Genomic DNA, 17,670 nt, shown 5'->3' on the forward strand with positions numbered 1-17,670 from the left:
CAATCATCATATTATACCATAATTAAGGACTATTTTGCACCCTTAATGAGCCTCAACTTCTTAGTCTTAGTCATCTGTTTAATGGCATATTCCCTACGTTGAGCCTCATGTTTATGGTGAAAGCTTTCAGCATACACCAAGGTCACAGGGCGCCGGCCCCTCGTATACTTGGCACCACCTGGAATATGTCCATTGTGCGCATCAATACGGCGCTCAAGATCTGTAGTCCATCCACAGTACAAGGAATCATCAGAACAACGCACTAAATACACATAGTGTCGTTCTTCAGACTTAGCCTCCTTATTTGCCATTTTTCGCATCATCAGTAATTGGTTCCAATGTAATGGTATTAATGATTACTGGTTCTACAGGCTTATCGTTGCGGCCTGTTTTTACTTTGCCGATTTTTTCAACTACATCCATACCTTGTACTACAGTGCCAAAGATAGTGTGTTTATTATCTAGCCAATCTGTAGGGCCTAAGGTAATGAAGAATTGGGAACCACCAGTGTTCGGACCACGGTTAGCCATGGCAAGAACGCCCATTTTGTTGAAATGCAAGTCATTAGAGAATTCATCAGGAATTGTATAGCCTGGACCACCAGCACCTGTGCCATCTGGATCCCCGCCTTGAATCATAAAACCTTCGATAACGCGGTGGAATGTAACACCGTTATAGAAGCCTTTTTTCACTAGGTAATCAAAGTTTTTTACTGTAATAGGTGCTTTAGAGCCTAACAATCGAACTTTGAATTGACCATAATTTGTATCAAAAATAGCGTATTCATCAGCAATTGGCGCGTTAGAGAAGTTAGGCATAGCTACCGTTTCTGCTTTTACAGTATTCCCTTGTGGTTGTTCCCCACTTTTTGTACCACATGCTGCTGTACCAAGCATTGTAATCCCTAACAGTGCGCATAAAGCCAAGCGTTTCCAGTTCATAGTTCCCCCAAAAATGTATCATCTATACTAACATGTATGTAAAATTCACATAGAAAAGCCGCTCAACCCGTGAGCGGCTCTTTTTTAGTATATCATATTACACTCGTATTGAAAGCCAAAATATTCTAAAAAATCATTAAATTTTACTAGAATATTTTGCCCTATACAATATCTCTACCATATAGATTAATAACACGCTTAATTAATAGAGCATTTCAATACATAGCGAAGCAACATACATTCAATATTTATTTAATAAGATTTTTGCGTTCTTTACTACCTTTAGGTTTTACCTTTAACTTGATAGCCTTGCCAGTTTCATCATAAGTAGCTTCAATGATTTTGTCGCTTTCCAAGCCGCCGCCCTCAGAGTCAATTTGATTTACAAAGTAGAGGAATTTTTGGCTTTTCGGCCCCCAACCCATACCGGCTTTTGTAATGAAACCTGTATAAGTATCTTTCAACTCAGGATTGGATTGACCTTCTTTTTTAAAGCTTTCAATAACAGTTGCCATCATATCTGGATTTAGATTGTCGATGGAGTAGAATGTTTGAGCAATATCGTTCTTGCCAGGACCAACTACGTCAACAGGCGCGCCATCAGACCAAGTTTGCTTTTCAAGATCATATTGATAACGTAACAACTCAGTGGTCCCTGGTTTTACTACGTCAATCTTAAAGGCCTTTTGATCAAAAGTCATGTCCCCAGAGACTTGAATTGGGGCAGTTTTTAATTCGCCTCGTTCTTTCAACTTATTAATTGCAGTTTTCCAAGTATCTGCTTTAGATATTTTATCTGTAAGAGCTACATTATTGGTACGATCCTGTGCCAACGCCTCTTGTTGCGCCTTTTCAAATCTAGCCTGTTTATCCTCTTTAGACTCACCACAGCCAGCTACAACGAATAAACTCATAGATAATACACCGGCCATCAAGCAACGAGACCACAATTTCTTATTCATAATTATCTCCTTAACACACAAAAATAATTGTACTCATAACATACAAATAGATAATAAATAAACTACTTATTTAAACAGCTTATTCGCCTAAATACTCTTTATATAATTTAGGATACGCTTCTTTAAATTCCATTGGTCGATAAATTTTCCCAAATACCAATGCATCGGGATTCCCCTTCTCATTAGGATCCCGTTCATTGACATAAACCACTTCCTCAAAAGGCTCATCAAGACCATAACGGAATGGATATTTTCCACGACGAGCGATATAGATATCAGAACGCGTCGTCATAGGACCTACATATACATCATTCCCAATAGATGTGGTTACTTCACCATGTTGAACATTGCCAACCTTGCCTTCGCCATATTGAACATACCAAATAGCATATGTCGTTTCCGTGGGATTCAAAATGGACTTCATATCATATTGAGAAACCGTAAAGGTTTTTGTTTCACCTTTTGGCGTAACGAGTGTATGAGCCCCCTCTTTCAAGTCGATTTCCTTCACGCTATGGGCATCCACAGTATAACTTGTGCCATCCAATGTGAAAGTAACACTAGCATCGGTAGGATTATCTACATAGGTAGTGCCTTTATAAATAATTTCATCTAACACGGATTTAAAAGCTTGATATCTACCGCAACCGGTAATAAGCAGCAAAGACATTAATAACGTAAAAATACCAAATAATTTTACGAACCGTTTCATTGGCTCTCCTCATATACAAATTAGTTTTTATTTTACAAATAATAATTATAGAGAAGTATGTACTGCCATTAAGCCGTATACTTCATACTATAAAGAGAGTCTCTCGTAAAACGAGAGGCTCTCTTATAAAAGCGATATTATTTTTTCTTACCGTCCAAATCATCTGGTTTAATACGGTTATAAGAATCAATGTAACTATTATATTGTTGAATCATACGATTAAGGTTACGATCTTGGTATTTATCGTTAGGATCAACCATTACTTGACGAATAGCACCAACAGTATCATTGAAGTTACGAACTAAAGAGTCTTTATGGGAGTCTTTTGAATCTATACCATTAAGCAACCCTTGAATTTCACCAATTTCTTTTTCGATAGCAGCTTTATCAGGGTTAGTGTACGTAGCTTGTACTTTTTCAACTAATTCTGTCAAACGAAGAGTTGCGTCCATAACGGCAGCATAGTTTTTGTAACCATCTTTCTTCATTTGTTCCATTTTCTTTTTATTTTTCTCTTTGTTTGCTGCATTGATAACTTCACCTAGCTTATCATAAGCAGCCTTGAATTTTTCTACACCTGCTACGTATTTAGCTGCTAGCTCATTACCTTTAGCCTTGCCATCATTAAGATAGGCTTTAGAATCAGTATAGGATTGAAGTTCTTTATAAACAGGTACTAACTCATCCAATACAGCTAATACATTGTCGCGCTCCGTATCAACTTCTTTGTATGTATTGCCTTCTTCTTTACTTTTCTGTAAACCTTTTTGTAAGCTTTCAAATCTAGGCTGAGCACTAATAGCATGCTCATCATAACCAGCTTTCAACTTAGCAAGGTTTTCAGCATGTTGTTGGCCCCAAGTTACGTTGTTTCCATTAAATTCATTTGTTGCTTTAATCAGTTCATTAAATGCCTTATTTAGTTTTTCATCAGACTTAGAATCTGTAGCAGAAGCTACTGCAGAAGATACTTTATCAGCTGCTTTATCACTGCCGCAACCGGAAACGAACAAACCTGTTGTCAAAGCACCTACACACAATAAGGTGGAAATTAACTTACGTTTAGAGCTCATAATCATTCTCCTATACAAACATAACAGTATAATCATCTTTTATTATACCAACTTATAAAACGTTTTCCCATGAATTAAGGGTGAATTTCATTACACCTCCATGCAAAAAATGCAAATAAACATATTTTTAATATGATAATATTCCAATTTTGCAAATTATAGCCAATATACTTGACTGCAACTCTCAAAACAATGTATATAATTCGTTATGTACTTATTTTATGCAGCCACATATGAGAGAGAATGCTTTATTATTGTAATCATTATGCTGCTATAGTTATTGTTAAAGGAGAGAAACTATGGACGATATTTTATCACTCTTGACCTTTATTTTTTTCTACACCATTTTTAGTTGTATTTTTACGTTCTTCTTAATCTTAATGGTTCGTGCCATTATGCGTCGTTCTCTACGCCGTGAACAAACTACAGAAAAGGTACTACGTAACACCTTTAATGCAGTAAAAACAATGTATTTTGTTATTTTCCTACTCTTTAGTGGCATTCCTGGTGCTATTATGTACTGGTTGAAATTCCGTACGCCTATGATGGAAGAAGTTCGCCAAAACATGATCCAACGCGGTTACGATGTAAGCGATTTAAAATAGAATTAACAAAAAAAACAGAGCTCCCAAAGGAGCTCTGTTTTTTTACCCTTACGCACTCGTTAGCTATTTGATTATTTAGCGTCGAATTGGTCTGGAGTTGTGCTGTTATACGTATCAATATAACCATTGAAGCCTTCAATCATGTTGTTAAGGTTGTTGTCGCTTGGATCAGCTAGCACTTGACGTACATCACCGACTACGGAATTGTAACGATCAGCAAGCACTTGACCACGGTCGTTGTTTATGCTCTTAAGCAATGCTTCGATTTCGGAAAGCTCTTTTTCTACAGCTGCTTTATCAGCTTTTTGAGGAGCTTTTTCCAAGTTATCTACAAGAGTAGTTAAACGAAGCGTAGATTCCATTGCTGCTGCGTAACCTTTTTTACCGTCTTTTTTCAATTTTTCGATTTGTTTTTTGCTTTGTTCCGCATTAACTTTATTTAGAGTTTCGTTGAACTTCGCATAAGCAGCATCGAATTTTTCTACTGCCGCTACGTATTTAGCAGCAAGTTCTTTACCTTTAGCGCCGCCATCGTTCATGTAAGCTTTAGAGTCATCATAAGCAGTTAAATCTTTATATACTGGCACTAATTCATTAAGAATGTTCAATACGTTGTCGCGTTCTGCATCAACTTCTTTGAATGTAGAACCTTCTTTTTTAGCTTTTTCTAAATCTGCTTGTAGTCTGTCAAAGTGAGGTTGGTTAGTAATAGCACCTTCTGCGAAGCCACCTTTTAATTTAGCCAAACCTTCTGCTTGGAATTGAGCAAAGGAAACATTATCACTGTTGAAGCGGTTAGTCGCATCGATAAGTGTGTTAAGCTTTGCAGCAGCTTTTTCGTCGCCACCATCAACTACGGAGGATACTACGGAACCAATGCCGCCCGCTTTATCGCTACCGCAACCAGATACAAATAAGCCTGCAGTCAATGCGGCTACACAAAGTACAGTGGAAAATAATCTACGTTTGTTGTTCATAACTTCTCTCTCCTATTTACACACGAGTATAGAACTAAAGGAATTATACTAATTATGCTACACCAATTCCGTAGCTACAGCTACAAAATTAGATATTCATATAAATCTCACCTTAATTAAGGGAATTACCTAAAATCAGTCAATCCATTTAAAATGTTTGCACGCATTATAAATGCCGTCTTTATCACAGTCTGTAGTGATATAGTCCGCTTTTGCTTTTAATTCAGGACGCGCATTCCCCATGGCAATATTCAGCCATTCAGGTCTAAACATGGACAAATCATTATAGCCATCACCAAATACTACGGCTTGATTTGGTTTCATTCCAAAATGCTCAAGCATATTGCGAATGCCTAAGGCCTTTTCCATTGGTTCATACAAAACACAACCTTCTCCATAGCGGATGAGCTTGTGTGTCATATGCTCAATATCTTTCTCCTCTTCTTCCCCTTCTTTAAAGAACACATAAATCTTATAAAACTCTTCAACATTATGAAAGTCAAAATCAGGATCTACGGTCGTTTTAAAGACATCCCAATTTGGATTCCACTCCAAGATTTCCTTGTAAGGTGTGATGCGCCCTAATTTATTGCGGTCTGTAACAGCCCAAGGAATATTATGAGATTCTAAATACTCTAAATATTTAATACATGCATCGCGATCCATGCCAATCATAGATACCAATTCATTATTAACGGTAATACTATGACCACCGTCCGCTACAAAATCGGTAAGCCCTGCACGTTCAGCAAAACGTTTAGCATCTACTTGAATACGTCCCGTCGCTAATGCTACGCGATGACCACGGCGTTTCAATTCATCCAAGCAGTATTGGGCGCTGTCAGGAATTTTGCCTTCAGGCCATACAGCTAGGGTATTGTCGATATCGAAAAAGAAAAACTTCTGCTCCACAGGCCCTCCTAATCACGTCCACTCATCAACTTAAATCGCTCTTTTTGTTCTACATCAGGATATTTCTCCCGATCCACATCACTAATAAACATCTCTAAAGGACGTATGTACATATCGCGCTCATCATAGAGTTTTTGATATACTACAAATTTCTCACCCGTTTCCGAATGAGTCGCTACGTCTAACACGTAATAATACATACCCTTAAAATGGCGATATAAACCGCCTTTTACTATATCACTCATGAACAACCTCATTATATCAATCTAAAACAGTAGCTAATTTTACCAAACTTAATGTATCTAAATATCCATTATCAACACGTCATTACGTAACAATATTGATAAAAAACTTAGACCCGAATTAATCATAAAAACAATTAGTTACAAGCTAAATAGATAATAAAAACATAAAACACTCTAACTATTATTATATAACTATTAAGAGGTAAATTCACGATAATCTAGTAATTAACATTCTATAGTTTCCATATAACGAATGGCATCCGCTAACATATCAGTCGTAATCTCATATGGTGATACTACTACATCGCGAACAGATACTGCTTTCTCCACGATTTGCGGTATATGGGATTCATTGAGTCCCATTTGTGAAAGCTTCGTAGGCCAGCCAATTGCACGATATACAGGTAACCAACGGTTTAATTCGTCTAATTGTTTATCTACAATAAAGAGAATTAACAAACCGTAAGCTACCATTTCGCCATGTAAATGATGCTTTTCTGTCTCTTTATTCGTAGCACAGCCGTAGCAAATAGCATGAGCAATAATACTATTATAATCGCCAGGCATACAGCCAGATACGATACCTGTCGCAAAGATTACGGTCATCACCATCAAATCAAAGGCTTCACTACGGTGTTTGATTTCGTTATCTTTATAAGCCTGTAAACCATGCTCAAAGATCGGTTCACTACACATAGAGGATAATACAAGACCTAGTTGCGTATTGTACACTTGCTCACGATTACGTGCAGACATCAAGGTTTCGTAATGCTTGGCGATAGTATCGCCCATGCCCGCCCATAAATAGCGGCTAGGAGCCTCCACTAAAATATCTGCATCAATAAAGCAATGTACTGGCGGATGATTTACAAAGGCAATGCCGTCAAAGTTATGATCTGCCGTATATACGGCGGCCGCTTCAGATGTAGCGGCACAGGTAGATGCAATGGTAGGAATGGTAAAGAATGGTTTATCATCTAGTTCTACCGCTACTACTTTCACCGTATCGATAGCCTTGCCACCGCCTACAGCAAATAGAAAATCTGCAGCTTTCACAGAATCCATAGCGGCGATTTCCTTGCCTCGAGCAAAGGTACATTCACCACCAAAATGAATGATATCCAATACCTTGATGCCTGCTTTATCTAACACTGGCTGAAGGTGAGGCATTGCCTTAGACAGGGCCGTTTCACCACCTATGATGGCTACTGTATGGCCGTATAATTTTGTAAATTGTGGAATGGCGTCAAAAACATCGTGACCGCCAAAGCTATAACTAGGTAAACAATGAGTGTTACGCATAAAAATCTCCTTTATATACTATATATGTATTATAGAAAGTCCTACCTATAAAAGCAATTTCATATGGCAACTTTTATAGCACAAAAAAGGTTCTATACTTTCAACAAAGATGAAAGCATAGAACCTTTACTATTATTATTTATTTTCGGACACAAGACCTTTATGGATAAGACCTACAACGAAGCCTAATACCGCAAAGCTCACCCAGCCCATGCCAGCTGCCTGGAATGGAATGTATTGAGTGAAGAGCTGTTCCAATGCAACAGGAGCAATACCTGCCGTTTCAAGACCAGTCATAAGAGCAGAGATCATTGTGAAAGCCATTGTCCATGCATATACACAACGACGACCACCGAACATATTGTTAACAAGCGCTAACAAGATAATTACAATCGTTAACGGATACAAGAGCATCAACACTGGAATCGCAGCACTGATGATTGTTTTCAAACCGAACATGCTAAGACCAAAGGCCGCAACAGAGAAGATGACTACATATAATTTATAGCTAATCTTCGGAGTCAACTTATGGAAGTACGTACCACAAGAAGTGATAAGACCGATACTCGTGGACAAGCAAGCCAAGAGAACGATGATAGCCAAAATGATTTGACCGAAATCACCAAACAAGTAGTTCGCACTTACGGACAATACAGGAGCACCTGTATCGAATAAACCGAAGCGCTCTACACTTGTAGCACCGATATTCGCAATAAATACGTATACGATACCGAGAAGGGCTACCGCGATAGCACCTACCTCCATTACTGTTTTTGTAATCACAGCACGAGATGTAGCACCACTAAGACGTACAAAGTCGATGACTAGAATAGCAAATACTACAGAAGCCAACGCATCCATCGTATTATAGCCGTCCAAGAAACCTTGTAACACAGCTGTTGGCGCATCACCATAAGCAGGTTGTGGCACTGCATAGCCCCCAAGCGGAGTCATAAAAGACTTAATAATTAACAACAGAATTACAAGTAATAATGCTGGTGTCAAAATATTACCGATACGGTTAACGAGCTTTTGTGGGCTAATGGACAGCCATAAGGAAACACCAAAGAATAATGCCAAGAAAATTGGTTCCATATTCATGCTTAAACCTTCAGTGAAAGGTTTAATTGCAATTTCATAAGCTACAGTTCCAGTACGTGGCGTCGCAAACATTGGACCGATACTCAAGTAAAGAGAAATTGTGTACAACAAGCCATAAATCGGATGAACACGGCTTGCAAGTTCTTCAACATCTTTACAGGAGGAGTAACCCATCGCTGCTACACCTAACAGTGGAAGGCCTACACCTGTTAATACGAAGCCGAGCAAAGCCCAACCTACATTACTACCAGCTTGTTGACCTAAGGCCGCTGGGAAGATCAAATTCCCTGCCCCAAAGAATAGGGCAAATAACATCATGCCTATGGCCAAATAGGCACGGGTCGACAAATTGTCGTTACCATTCATAAATGTAACCCCCTTTAGGTTATATAAAAATAATATTACCATTATAATCCAAAGGGGGTTAGGTATACAAGAAAAATATCCTTACTATTCCATATCGGCATAGCGTTATTCCCGCAAGTAAAGGGATTTAACTAGGAATTTTTTCTTATATGAACTTGTACATCATAGAAAGTACTGCCCCAACCTTGATCAGTTGGGCGATTTGCCGTAAGTGCATTGATAGCAACATCAGTGTCACTAGATTGTGATTGCCACCATACACCAAGGGAAACCAATGTGCCCTGTTGCACCTCATCATCATAATAAGCTTTTATATTTACACGACCACGGTCGTTATAGATTTCTACTTCATCCCCATCACTAATGTCATATAATTTTGCATCTTCTGGATGAATGCGAAGTTTCATCAATTCTGGATCATCAAAGTCGAGTTCACAGAAACTAGAATCCAAAATGCGAATATCATTACCATTGATAAGCCAGAACGGCGCATTATCACCATATGGTGGTATATATCGAATGAGGGGCTCTACATCGTGAGGATTATAAAGCTCAATTTTGCCAGATGGTGTTTTAAAGTCCATCTTATAATTTTCAGGCACAACCATCTCTACAGGTTCACCACTAAGAATCGTATCTTGGTCTTCTTTAGATATACGATTAGAGGTGCGCACAATTTGGTCTATCAGTTCTCGCTCGCTAAGATTAAAGAACTCATCTACCAATCCCATTCGCTTCGCTAATTCTGCAATGACTTGCCAATTGGAGCGAGATTCACCGATGGGATCAATCAATTTATAGCCCGTGCCAATCGTATAGTGACCATAAGAATTGTAAATATCATCATGCTCTACAGATGTTGTGGCAGGCAAAATAATATCAGCATACTTACAAGTATCCGTAAAGAAACGCTCATGTACCACAGTGAATAAGTCATCTCGCATTAAGCCTCTACGTACAACATTCTGGTCAGGCGCTGTGATAGCAGGATTTGAAGAGAAGATATATAAACTATGAACTTTAGTTCCTTCAGGATTTGTAAGCATTTCACCAAGTTTAATCATGGGCATCAATCGTGTAGCTGGCGCATGGACATGAGCCTGTTGCATTACATCTTTACCGACGAATTTACTACCACTAGCACTTGATAAGAGACCACCACCAAGATGCTGCCACGCTCCCACAACAGCCGGTAAAGCATTAATAGCACGACAAGTCATAGCGCCATTGCCGTAACGAGACAACCCGCTACCAAGACGAATAAATGGAGCCTTAGCTTTAGCATAAGCATGAGCAAACTCAGTCATGCGCTCTACAGAAACACCACATATTTCAGACGCTTTCTCTGGTGTGAAGTCAATTAACGTTTGTTCTACCAGCTGATCATACCCTTGTACATGTTGATTAATAAATTCTAAATCTGCTAAGCCATCACGATAAATGATATGAAGCATACCTAATGCTAGTGCCCCATCGCTACCGGGTTTCACAATAAGCTGTTCATGAGCCTGACTAAAGGTATATGTTTTATGGGTATCAATAATCCAAACTTGAGCCCCATTCTTTTTAGCAATATTTACATCATGTAAGATATGAACGTCTGTAGCTGTTGCATTTATGCCCCATAACACAATCAAATCACTATGCTGAGCCTCTTGTGGCTTAATAGCCAACGTATCACCGTAAACAGAGCGAAACCCCGCTTGTTTTGCAGGCGAGCAAATGCCTCTATCTTGATCGGTAGCACCTATACGACGAAAGAAGTAGTCCGCTGCAGGGCTTTGAATAACACCCATTGTTCCAGCGTAGGAATAACGTAAAATACTTTCACTACTATAAGTATCTATAGTGTGCTTGAAATTATTTACTATTGTATCTAGCGCCTCATCCCAGCTAATACGTACATATTGGTCTTCACCAACACCTTTTTTACCAATGCGCTTCATAGGGTATTCTAAACGCAATGGAGAATGGATAACCTTTTCGTAGTGCACCATTTTAGGACATAATGTGCCACGGGTAAAAGCATGATCCTTATTACCGCGCACAGATACTACCTTATTATTTTCAACACTTACAATTAGCCCACATGCGTCTGGGCAATCATAGGGACAGACAGACTTATATTCTTTCAAGATAAGCACCTCGCTTATAAATTATATAAACTATAGGATAAACTATAGGATGTATATTTATATTATATTACAGTATGACTTGTATATGTGTAATCTTTTGCACACCTTTCAATTTTAAAGAAAAGATGAAAACAAATAATTTCATGTATATCAATACATTCAGTTATCACATTCAATTTATGACCTCATCAATTATTTTGATATATAAACCCTAATATTTCAAGTTTTATCGATATCTATCCATTATCATTCTTTCTAGAGAGCTGAACAGTTATACTAATAAGGTCTATAAAAATACTATTAATCTATAAAAAAATCATGCAATAATGACTAAAAGTCATAACCATGTAGTTTAAGGTATAATCAGCTTTTTCACTTATACACTATAGAATATGTGATTTAAATCACCCGTACGTATGCGTATTTAGTAATGTCATTCAGAGTGCAAGACTATTCAATCTCACAAATTTCTGTGCTATACTGACATTGTCATTTGAGAGGATATAGAACTACCCTTAGAGTCATATTAATTTCATGATTTTTTAGAATGTAGTTGCTATATCAGGTACATATTTTCTGAAAAGAGGTTTTAACGATGGCAGACGCAAAAAACACTGTGTTATTCCCTTATGAAACACTAAAAAAATTGAGCATGGACGCTTTCCAAAAATTCGGTTTCTCCGAAAAAGAAGCTGACATCATCCAAGACGTACTTTTGACTTCCGACTTGTTCGGTATTCAAAGCCATGGTATGCAACGTATGGTTCGTTACCACAAAGGTATCACTAATGGCTTGATCAAAATCGACGCAAAACCTGAAATCGTAAAAGAAACTCCAATTTCCGCAGTTATCGACGGTCATGATGGCATGGGCCAAATTTTGGGCCACATGGCTATGGAAATGGCTATCGAAAAAGCTAAAAAATCCGGTGTTGGTATCGTATCCGTACGTAACTCCAACCACTATGGTATCGCTGGTTACTATGCTAAAATGGCATCCGACCAAGGCTTAATCGGTTTCTCTTGTACAAACTCCGAAGCAATCATGGTTCCTACATACGCTCGTCAAGCTATGCTTGGTTCCAACCCTATCGCTTGGACTGTACCTGCTGATCCTGTTGACTTCTTCTTCGATTGCTCCACTACAGTAGTAACTCGTGGTAAACTTGAAATGTACAACAAAATGGGCAAAGCTACTCCAGATGGCTGGGCTGTTAATAAAGACGGCGTTCCTTCCACTGATGCAGCTGAAGTATTGGGCAACATCTCCCGTCATGAAGGCGGCGGTATCCTTCCTTTAGGTGGTGCTACAGAAGTTCTTGGCGGCCACAAAGGTTATGGTAACGGCATGATTGCTGAATTATTCTCCTCCATCTTGTCTCAAGGCGGTACTTCCAACAAATGTATGGTTGGCGGTAAATCCAACATCTGCCACGGCTTCATGGCTATCAACCCTGAATTCTTCGGCGACCCAGCTGAAATCAAAAAACACTTCTCCCAATTCTTACAAGAATTACGTGAAGCTCCTAAAGCTGCTGGTCAAGACCGCATCTACACTCATGGTGAAAAAGAACATGAATCCGTTGAAAAAGTTAAAGCTGAAGGCATCCCTGTACTTAACGGTACAATGCTAGAAGTTCAAGATCTTTGCAACGAATTAGGTCTAGACTTCAAATCCTACTTCGGCGATTATGTACCAGAAGCTCCTGCTACAATGTTCAAAGGTAACTACTAATACCTGAACTTAGTAATGGCCCTAACAAGGACTTGTAGTTAGTACAGAAGGGGACATAAACACTGTTTATGTCCCCTCTCTTATATTTCTAACCTCATAACTTATGAGGTTAGAAATTTTTAAGTACTATATCAATTTTTGCGATAAGTATATCTGTTATTTTATTGTAACTTTACATTTTAACTGAACTTTTACAACTTAATATAATAGCGATTTACTCATCAATTTATTTGATCAAACTACATCGTCCTGTTGAGCATATATTTTTGTTTTTCTTGAAAGGATGATCTTAGAAATGAGTGCTATCACCGTTCTATTAGCGCTATCTCCAATCATTTGGTTGATCGTAGCGTTATCCATCTTGAAATTACCAGCATGGCAAGCAACAAGTGTTGCTGCAATCGGTTCTTTCATCATCGCTATTACAGCATTCCAATCTGACCCATTTATTATGGTCACTGGTGCCCTTGAAGGTGCTGCTTTGGCAATCTGGCCAATCCTATTAGTTATTACAGCTGCTATCTTTGTTTATAACTTGGTAGTATACACGAAAGCAATGGAAACTATTAAAACAATGCTTTCTTCTGTAACATCTGATACTCGTGTACTTGCATTGTTACTTGCATGGGGCTTTGGTGCCTTCATGGAAGGTATGGCTGGCTTTGGTACTGCCGTTGCAATTCCTGCAGCTATGATGGTTGCCGTAGGTTTCGACCCACTTAAATCTATCATTGCATGTCTCGTTGCAAACTCCGTACCAACTACATTCGGCTCTATCGGTATCCCAACTACTACATTGGCATCCTTGACAAGCCTTGATCCAAGCCACTTGGGTACATTCATTTCCGTACAATTATTCTTGCTTAACCTTATCGCTCCGTTCTTCGTTGTTATGATCATCGGTGGCGGCGTAAAAGCGTTAAAAGGCGTATTCCTTGTAACATTACTTTCTGGTTTAGCATTAGCTGTTCCTGAAATCGTAATCAATGCTGTAATGGGTCCTGAATTATCCGTAATTTCTGCATCCATCGTAATCATGGCAGTTATCATTGGTTGTGCAAAAATCATGCCTCCTAATGATCCTGAATACGCAGTTAAACAAACTGGTGAAGCTCCAAAAGTTTCCGGTGGTGAAGGTCTTGTAGCGGCTATGCCATTTATCTTGATCTTTGTATTATTGTTATTAACTTCTAAATTGTTCCCTGCAATCAATGGTCCACTTGCGTCCATTAAAACATCTGTACCGATTTATCAAGGTCCTGGTGCAAAACCTTACACATTCGTATGGATTGCAACTCCTGGTATCATGATTTTCATTGCTGGTATTGTTGGTGGTTTCATCCAAAAAGCAAAAGCTGGCGAAATCTTCGGTACATTGGGTAGCACCGTTAAAAACTTGAAGTTCACATACCTTACAATCATCACAGTTGTTATGACAGCTAAATTGATGACATACTCTGGTATGACTGCAGACATTGCGAAAGCAATGGTTGCTGGTACAGGTTCCTTGTACCCACTATTCGCTCCTATCGTAGGTGCGTTGGGTGCCTTCTTAACTGGTTCCGGTACAAACTCCAACGTATTGTTTGGTCCACTTCAAATCGCAGCAGCTCAAGGCTTAGATCCTACAAACTGGGAAGACCTTGGCTTCTGGTTAGCAGCTGTTAACTCCGGTGCAGCTGGTATCGGTAAAATGTTGTCTCCACAATCCATCGCGATTTCCATTGGTGCCGTGGGTCCTGCTTTGAAAGCATACCTCGAAAACCACAAAGAAGTTAGTGCTGATGAAGCTCATAAATTAGAGCATGAAATCGAAGCAAGCGTTATTATGAACACTGCATTCAAATACTTCATCGTATTCATCGTAATGCATGGTTGCATCTCCTTCTTCGGTCAACATTTCATTCATGAAATTCACCACTTCTTCTTCTAAGATTTGGTAACAAAAAAAGAACAGCTCCGAAATGAGCTGTTCTTTTTTAATATTCACTTTTAAAATCTTAGTAGTGTTTACGTTCTACTTCCCATTTAGTGAAAGTACCAGTATCTGCATCGATTTCGAAGTCATATTCATAACCATTATAATGAATTTCGCCTTCATACTCTAACCGACCATGATCATAGTCACGATTAAACTCAGTTACATTTGCAATAGTTGCGCCTGGAACACGAGCCAATGCACTTTGTACTGCTTCATCAGAGCTAATAGCCCCTACAGATGTGAATGTTGCTGTACCAACAACAGCTACTGCTACCAATACTAAAGTTTTTACAAATTTGTTCATACTAAACTCCTATATACGATAAAAGATAAACGATACATTACATTGATATTTTTAGATTTAATCTATGTCTTTATTTTAATCTATAAAATCAGATGTATCAAACCCAAAGTTTTGATATCACATTCTATAGAGATTTGCCTAATTCTATGCAACTACGTTTTCATACACAAAAAAGTTTAATATATAATTTTATAATTCTTGTAAATCACTTTATTAGGTTATACTCTAATTATTAGAAAAAACTTTTACAAAAAAATCTATAGAATTTATATATCAATCGTGTTACAATACTTCTTGTTAAATAGAAAAAATTAAATGCAGTCTGCGAAGTGCGATTCGCAGACTTTTTTATTCCCTATTTTAAGTACAGGAGGTTTCTATGACACAAGAAAGTTCTACCAAGGTTTCCTTTATCATGGTAGTTTTTCTCGGTCTATTGACGGCAATCACACCGCTCGCAACAGACCTTTATTTGCCAGCATTACCAATTATGCCTGGTGAACTCAATACAACAGCATCTAATATTCAAATGACCATAGGTGTTATGACCTTTGGCGTTGCTTTAGGTCAATTATTTGGTGGCCCTATAAGTGACACAATGGGCCGTAAAATGCCACTTGTTGTAGGTAACTTACTATGCGTTATTTCTAGTATTATTTGCGCCTATGCACCTAGCATCGAAATACTATTACTAGGCCGATTTCTACAAGGATTAACCGGATCTGTAGGCGTAGTTATATCTAAAGCTATCGCTCGAGACTTTGCATCCGGTCAAGAACTGACTAAACTATTTGCTTTACTCATGATGGTCAATGGTCTCGCACCTGTAATTGCACCTTTAGTAGGTGGCCAACTACTTCTCTTCACCACATGGCGCGTTATTTTTATCATCTTAGCCGTGTTCTCTGCTATTCTATTGCTAGGTTCTCTTCTTTTCTGTGAAAGCTTACCAAAGGAAAAACGCGTTACTGGCGGCCTTGCTACGGCTACAAAGAACTACTTTACACTGATCAAAGATAAACGTTTCCTAGGACAATCTTTAATTCAATTCTTTGCTTTCGGCGCTTTCTTTTCCTATATCTCAGGTTCATCCTTTGTATACCAAAATATTTTCCAACTTTCAGCTCAGGAATTTAGTTACCTTTTTGGTATCAATAGCTGCGGCATTATCTTGGCCAGTGCCATTAGCGGACGAGTAAGCAATGTCGTAACATCTCGCCAAATACTTACATTCAGTCTATGGCAACTGACTATCGGCTCTTTACTATTCTTAGTAGCCATGATTTTTGAATGGTCTCTCATTCCTGTAACAACAATTTTATTCTTTACTGCATGTACAGTATCCCTATTCGGTTCCGCCTCATTCTCTATGGCTATGACTAAATACGGCAAAATGGCAGGCAGCGCCTCTGCCATACTAGGCTTTGCAAGCATGTTTGCGGCAGGTATTGTATCACCAATCGTTGGGCTTGGTGGAGAACATACGGGCATACCCATGGGGATTACAATGCTAGTATGTGCAGTGCTTTCCTTATTGTGTTTATATGGTTTAGTTGATAAAGAATAGTGCCCGCCGTATTGCAATAGTTAATACAATGTTATAGCCCTTATATTTCTCAGTCGTAATGGGGCCCAATTACAATTGAATAAATTTAAGTATAAAAACAGCACCACCTTTTTCTTGCTCAGTACGTCACTACGTTCCGTAAAATCGCTGCGAAAAAGGTGGTGCTATTTTTATTAACATTTTCTATGAAGGCGTCCCATTACGACTTAAGAGCATCAACCAAAGCAATAAACTATATATATTACACATTAAAATATCGACTTGGCACTATTCTTTCCCTTCCGAAAATATAAAGCACAATAACGGAAAGCACCTACACAACTGATTGTAGGAAAAAGAGATGTACCATAGGCACATCTCCTCCCTCTACCGTCTCCATTAAGTGTATTGCTAATTTTTTATAAATAATGAGATAACAAACTCGATGGAGCTATTAGACCTATAGTAGATTGGATTACTTACATTTTATAATGGGACAGCTTCATAACCGAGTGTATATAGAAAAGAACACAACCCTCCCCCTCCCATTTCCGTTAGGTGTATTGCGAATTTTTTTATAAATAATGAGATAACAAACTCGATGGAGCTATCAGGTATATAGTAGATTGGATTACTTACATTTTATAATGGGACATCTTCATATCAGGTGTATATAGAAAAGAATACAGCCCTCTCTGCAGCGATTTTACGGAACGTAGTGACGTACTGAGCCAAGAGAGGGCTGTATTTTTTCTATACCAATAATATGCAA

At 38.5% G+C, this 17,670-nt stretch carries 16 protein-coding genes; 4 read left to right on the top strand and 12 right to left on the bottom strand.

Annotated features, from left to right (window positions below):
• Window positions 1–29: 29 nt before the first annotated feature.
• The 5 genes from VEHSUH06_RS05600 to VEHSUH06_RS05620 all read right to left on the bottom strand — a co-directional run bounded on the left by VEHSUH06_RS05600 (window position 30) and on the right by VEHSUH06_RS05620 (window position 3,689).
• Window positions 30–311 carry a GIY-YIG nuclease family protein gene (locus VEHSUH06_RS05600; RefSeq protein WP_105098086.1) on the bottom strand — a complete coding sequence of 94 codons (282 nt, stop codon included), beginning with the start codon at window positions 309–311 and terminating at the stop codon, window positions 30–32.
• On the bottom strand, window positions 301–942 hold the full coding sequence (locus tag VEHSUH06_RS05605; protein ID WP_009352363.1) for a peptidylprolyl isomerase: 642 nt from the start codon (window positions 940–942) through the stop codon (window positions 301–303). Before VEHSUH06_RS05605 ends, VEHSUH06_RS05600 begins: the two co-directional genes overlap by 11 nt.
• A gap of 248 nt (window positions 943–1,190) precedes the next feature.
• Window positions 1,191–1,904, bottom strand: coding sequence for a hypothetical protein (locus VEHSUH06_RS05610; protein WP_105098087.1), 714 nt, complete (start codon window positions 1,902–1,904; stop codon window positions 1,191–1,193).
• A 79-nt stretch (window positions 1,905–1,983) separates the two neighbouring features.
• Window positions 1,984–2,616 carry a hypothetical protein gene (locus VEHSUH06_RS05615; RefSeq protein WP_105098088.1) on the bottom strand — a complete coding sequence of 211 codons (633 nt, stop codon included), beginning with the start codon at window positions 2,614–2,616 and terminating at the stop codon, window positions 1,984–1,986.
• 137 nt (window positions 2,617–2,753) lie between these two features.
• On the bottom strand, window positions 2,754–3,689 hold the full coding sequence (locus tag VEHSUH06_RS05620) for a DUF3829 domain-containing protein (protein ID WP_105098089.1): 936 nt from the start codon (window positions 3,687–3,689) through the stop codon (window positions 2,754–2,756).
• Between the two features lie 299 nt (window positions 3,690–3,988).
• On the opposite strand from VEHSUH06_RS05620, the gene VEHSUH06_RS05625 reads away from it, so the two are divergent.
• A complete protein-coding gene (locus VEHSUH06_RS05625) occupies window positions 3,989–4,294 on the top strand; it encodes a hypothetical protein (RefSeq protein WP_009352284.1) in 306 nt (101 codons plus the stop codon).
• Window positions 4,295–4,365: 71 nt separating this feature from the next.
• Here VEHSUH06_RS05625 and VEHSUH06_RS05630 read toward each other — a convergent pair whose 3' ends face one another.
• From VEHSUH06_RS05630 to VEHSUH06_RS05655, 6 genes are all read right to left on the bottom strand, one after another.
• Window positions 4,366–5,271 (bottom strand): DUF3829 domain-containing protein, encoded by a 906-nt coding sequence (locus tag VEHSUH06_RS05630; protein ID WP_105098090.1) that lies wholly within the window; start codon window positions 5,269–5,271, stop codon window positions 4,366–4,368.
• Window positions 5,272–5,406: 135 nt separating this feature from the next.
• Complete coding sequence (locus VEHSUH06_RS05635; RefSeq protein ID WP_105098091.1) at window positions 5,407–6,183, bottom strand: HAD family hydrolase; 777 nt, start codon at window positions 6,181–6,183, stop codon at window positions 5,407–5,409.
• An 8-nt stretch (window positions 6,184–6,191) separates the two neighbouring features.
• A complete protein-coding gene (locus VEHSUH06_RS05640; protein WP_105098092.1) occupies window positions 6,192–6,428 on the bottom strand; it encodes a DUF1653 domain-containing protein in 237 nt (78 codons plus the stop codon).
• Window positions 6,429–6,653: 225 nt separating this feature from the next.
• On the bottom strand, window positions 6,654–7,730 hold the full coding sequence (locus VEHSUH06_RS05645; RefSeq protein WP_105098093.1) for an iron-containing alcohol dehydrogenase family protein: 1,077 nt from the start codon (window positions 7,728–7,730) through the stop codon (window positions 6,654–6,656).
• A gap of 135 nt (window positions 7,731–7,865) precedes the next feature.
• Window positions 7,866–9,197 (bottom strand): branched-chain amino acid transport system II carrier protein, encoded by a 1,332-nt coding sequence (gene brnQ / locus VEHSUH06_RS05650; RefSeq protein ID WP_105098094.1) that lies wholly within the window; start codon window positions 9,195–9,197, stop codon window positions 7,866–7,868.
• 131 nt (window positions 9,198–9,328) lie between these two features.
• Window positions 9,329–11,332 carry a molybdopterin-dependent oxidoreductase gene (locus VEHSUH06_RS05655; RefSeq protein WP_105098095.1) on the bottom strand — a complete coding sequence of 668 codons (2,004 nt, stop codon included), beginning with the start codon at window positions 11,330–11,332 and terminating at the stop codon, window positions 9,329–9,331.
• 595 nt (window positions 11,333–11,927) lie between these two features.
• On the opposite strand from VEHSUH06_RS05655, the gene VEHSUH06_RS05660 reads away from it, so the two are divergent.
• Complete coding sequence (locus VEHSUH06_RS05660) at window positions 11,928–13,067, top strand: Ldh family oxidoreductase (RefSeq protein ID WP_009352449.1); 1,140 nt, start codon at window positions 11,928–11,930, stop codon at window positions 13,065–13,067.
• Between the two features lie 295 nt (window positions 13,068–13,362).
• A complete protein-coding gene (locus VEHSUH06_RS05665) occupies window positions 13,363–15,000 on the top strand; it encodes an L-lactate permease (RefSeq protein WP_105098096.1) in 1,638 nt (545 codons plus the stop codon).
• Window positions 15,001–15,067: 67 nt separating this feature from the next.
• Here the strand turns inward: VEHSUH06_RS05665 and VEHSUH06_RS05670 are convergent, their stop codons facing one another.
• Window positions 15,068–15,352 (bottom strand): PepSY domain-containing protein, encoded by a 285-nt coding sequence (locus VEHSUH06_RS05670; RefSeq protein ID WP_105098097.1) that lies wholly within the window; start codon window positions 15,350–15,352, stop codon window positions 15,068–15,070.
• Between the two features lie 379 nt (window positions 15,353–15,731).
• Here VEHSUH06_RS05670 and VEHSUH06_RS05675 point away from each other — a divergent pair, with 379 nt between their 5' ends.
• Complete coding sequence (locus VEHSUH06_RS05675) at window positions 15,732–16,919, top strand: multidrug effflux MFS transporter (RefSeq protein WP_105098098.1); 1,188 nt, start codon at window positions 15,732–15,734, stop codon at window positions 16,917–16,919.
• Window positions 16,920–17,670 lie beyond the last annotated feature (751 nt).

Source organism: Veillonella sp. S13053-19, assembly GCF_002959835.1.
GTDB lineage: Bacteria > Bacillota > Negativicutes > Veillonellales > Veillonellaceae > Veillonella > Veillonella rogosae.

What these genes read in the sequence shown, in the direction of transcription:
- VEHSUH06_RS05665 (WP_105098096.1), top strand. Translation starts at nt 13,363, where the DNA reads ATGAGTGCTATCACCGTTCTATTAGCGCTATCTCCAATCATTTGGTTG.
- VEHSUH06_RS05660 (WP_009352449.1), top strand. Translation starts at nt 11,928, where the DNA reads ATGGCAGACGCAAAAAACACTGTGTTATTCCCTTATGAAACACTAAAA.
- brnQ (WP_105098094.1), bottom strand. Translation starts at nt 9,197, where the DNA reads ATGAATGGTAACGACAATTTGTCGACCCGTGCCTATTTGGCCATAGGC.
- VEHSUH06_RS05610 (WP_105098087.1), bottom strand. Translation starts at nt 1,904, where the DNA reads ATGAATAAGAAATTGTGGTCTCGTTGCTTGATGGCCGGTGTATTATCT.
- VEHSUH06_RS05625 (WP_009352284.1), top strand. Translation starts at nt 3,989, where the DNA reads ATGGACGATATTTTATCACTCTTGACCTTTATTTTTTTCTACACCATT.
- VEHSUH06_RS05630 (WP_105098090.1), bottom strand. Translation starts at nt 5,271, where the DNA reads ATGAACAACAAACGTAGATTATTTTCCACTGTACTTTGTGTAGCCGCA.
- VEHSUH06_RS05600 (WP_105098086.1), bottom strand. Translation starts at nt 311, where the DNA reads ATGGCAAATAAGGAGGCTAAGTCTGAAGAACGACACTATGTGTATTTA.
- VEHSUH06_RS05605 (WP_009352363.1), bottom strand. Translation starts at nt 942, where the DNA reads ATGAACTGGAAACGCTTGGCTTTATGCGCACTGTTAGGGATTACAATG.
- VEHSUH06_RS05640 (WP_105098092.1), bottom strand. Translation starts at nt 6,428, where the DNA reads ATGAGTGATATAGTAAAAGGCGGTTTATATCGCCATTTTAAGGGTATG.
- VEHSUH06_RS05620 (WP_105098089.1), bottom strand. Translation starts at nt 3,689, where the DNA reads ATGAGCTCTAAACGTAAGTTAATTTCCACCTTATTGTGTGTAGGTGCT.
- VEHSUH06_RS05670 (WP_105098097.1), bottom strand. Translation starts at nt 15,352, where the DNA reads ATGAACAAATTTGTAAAAACTTTAGTATTGGTAGCAGTAGCTGTTGTT.
- VEHSUH06_RS05675 (WP_105098098.1), top strand. Translation starts at nt 15,732, where the DNA reads ATGACACAAGAAAGTTCTACCAAGGTTTCCTTTATCATGGTAGTTTTT.
- VEHSUH06_RS05645 (WP_105098093.1), bottom strand. Translation starts at nt 7,730, where the DNA reads ATGCGTAACACTCATTGTTTACCTAGTTATAGCTTTGGCGGTCACGAT.
- VEHSUH06_RS05615 (WP_105098088.1), bottom strand. Translation starts at nt 2,616, where the DNA reads ATGAAACGGTTCGTAAAATTATTTGGTATTTTTACGTTATTAATGTCT.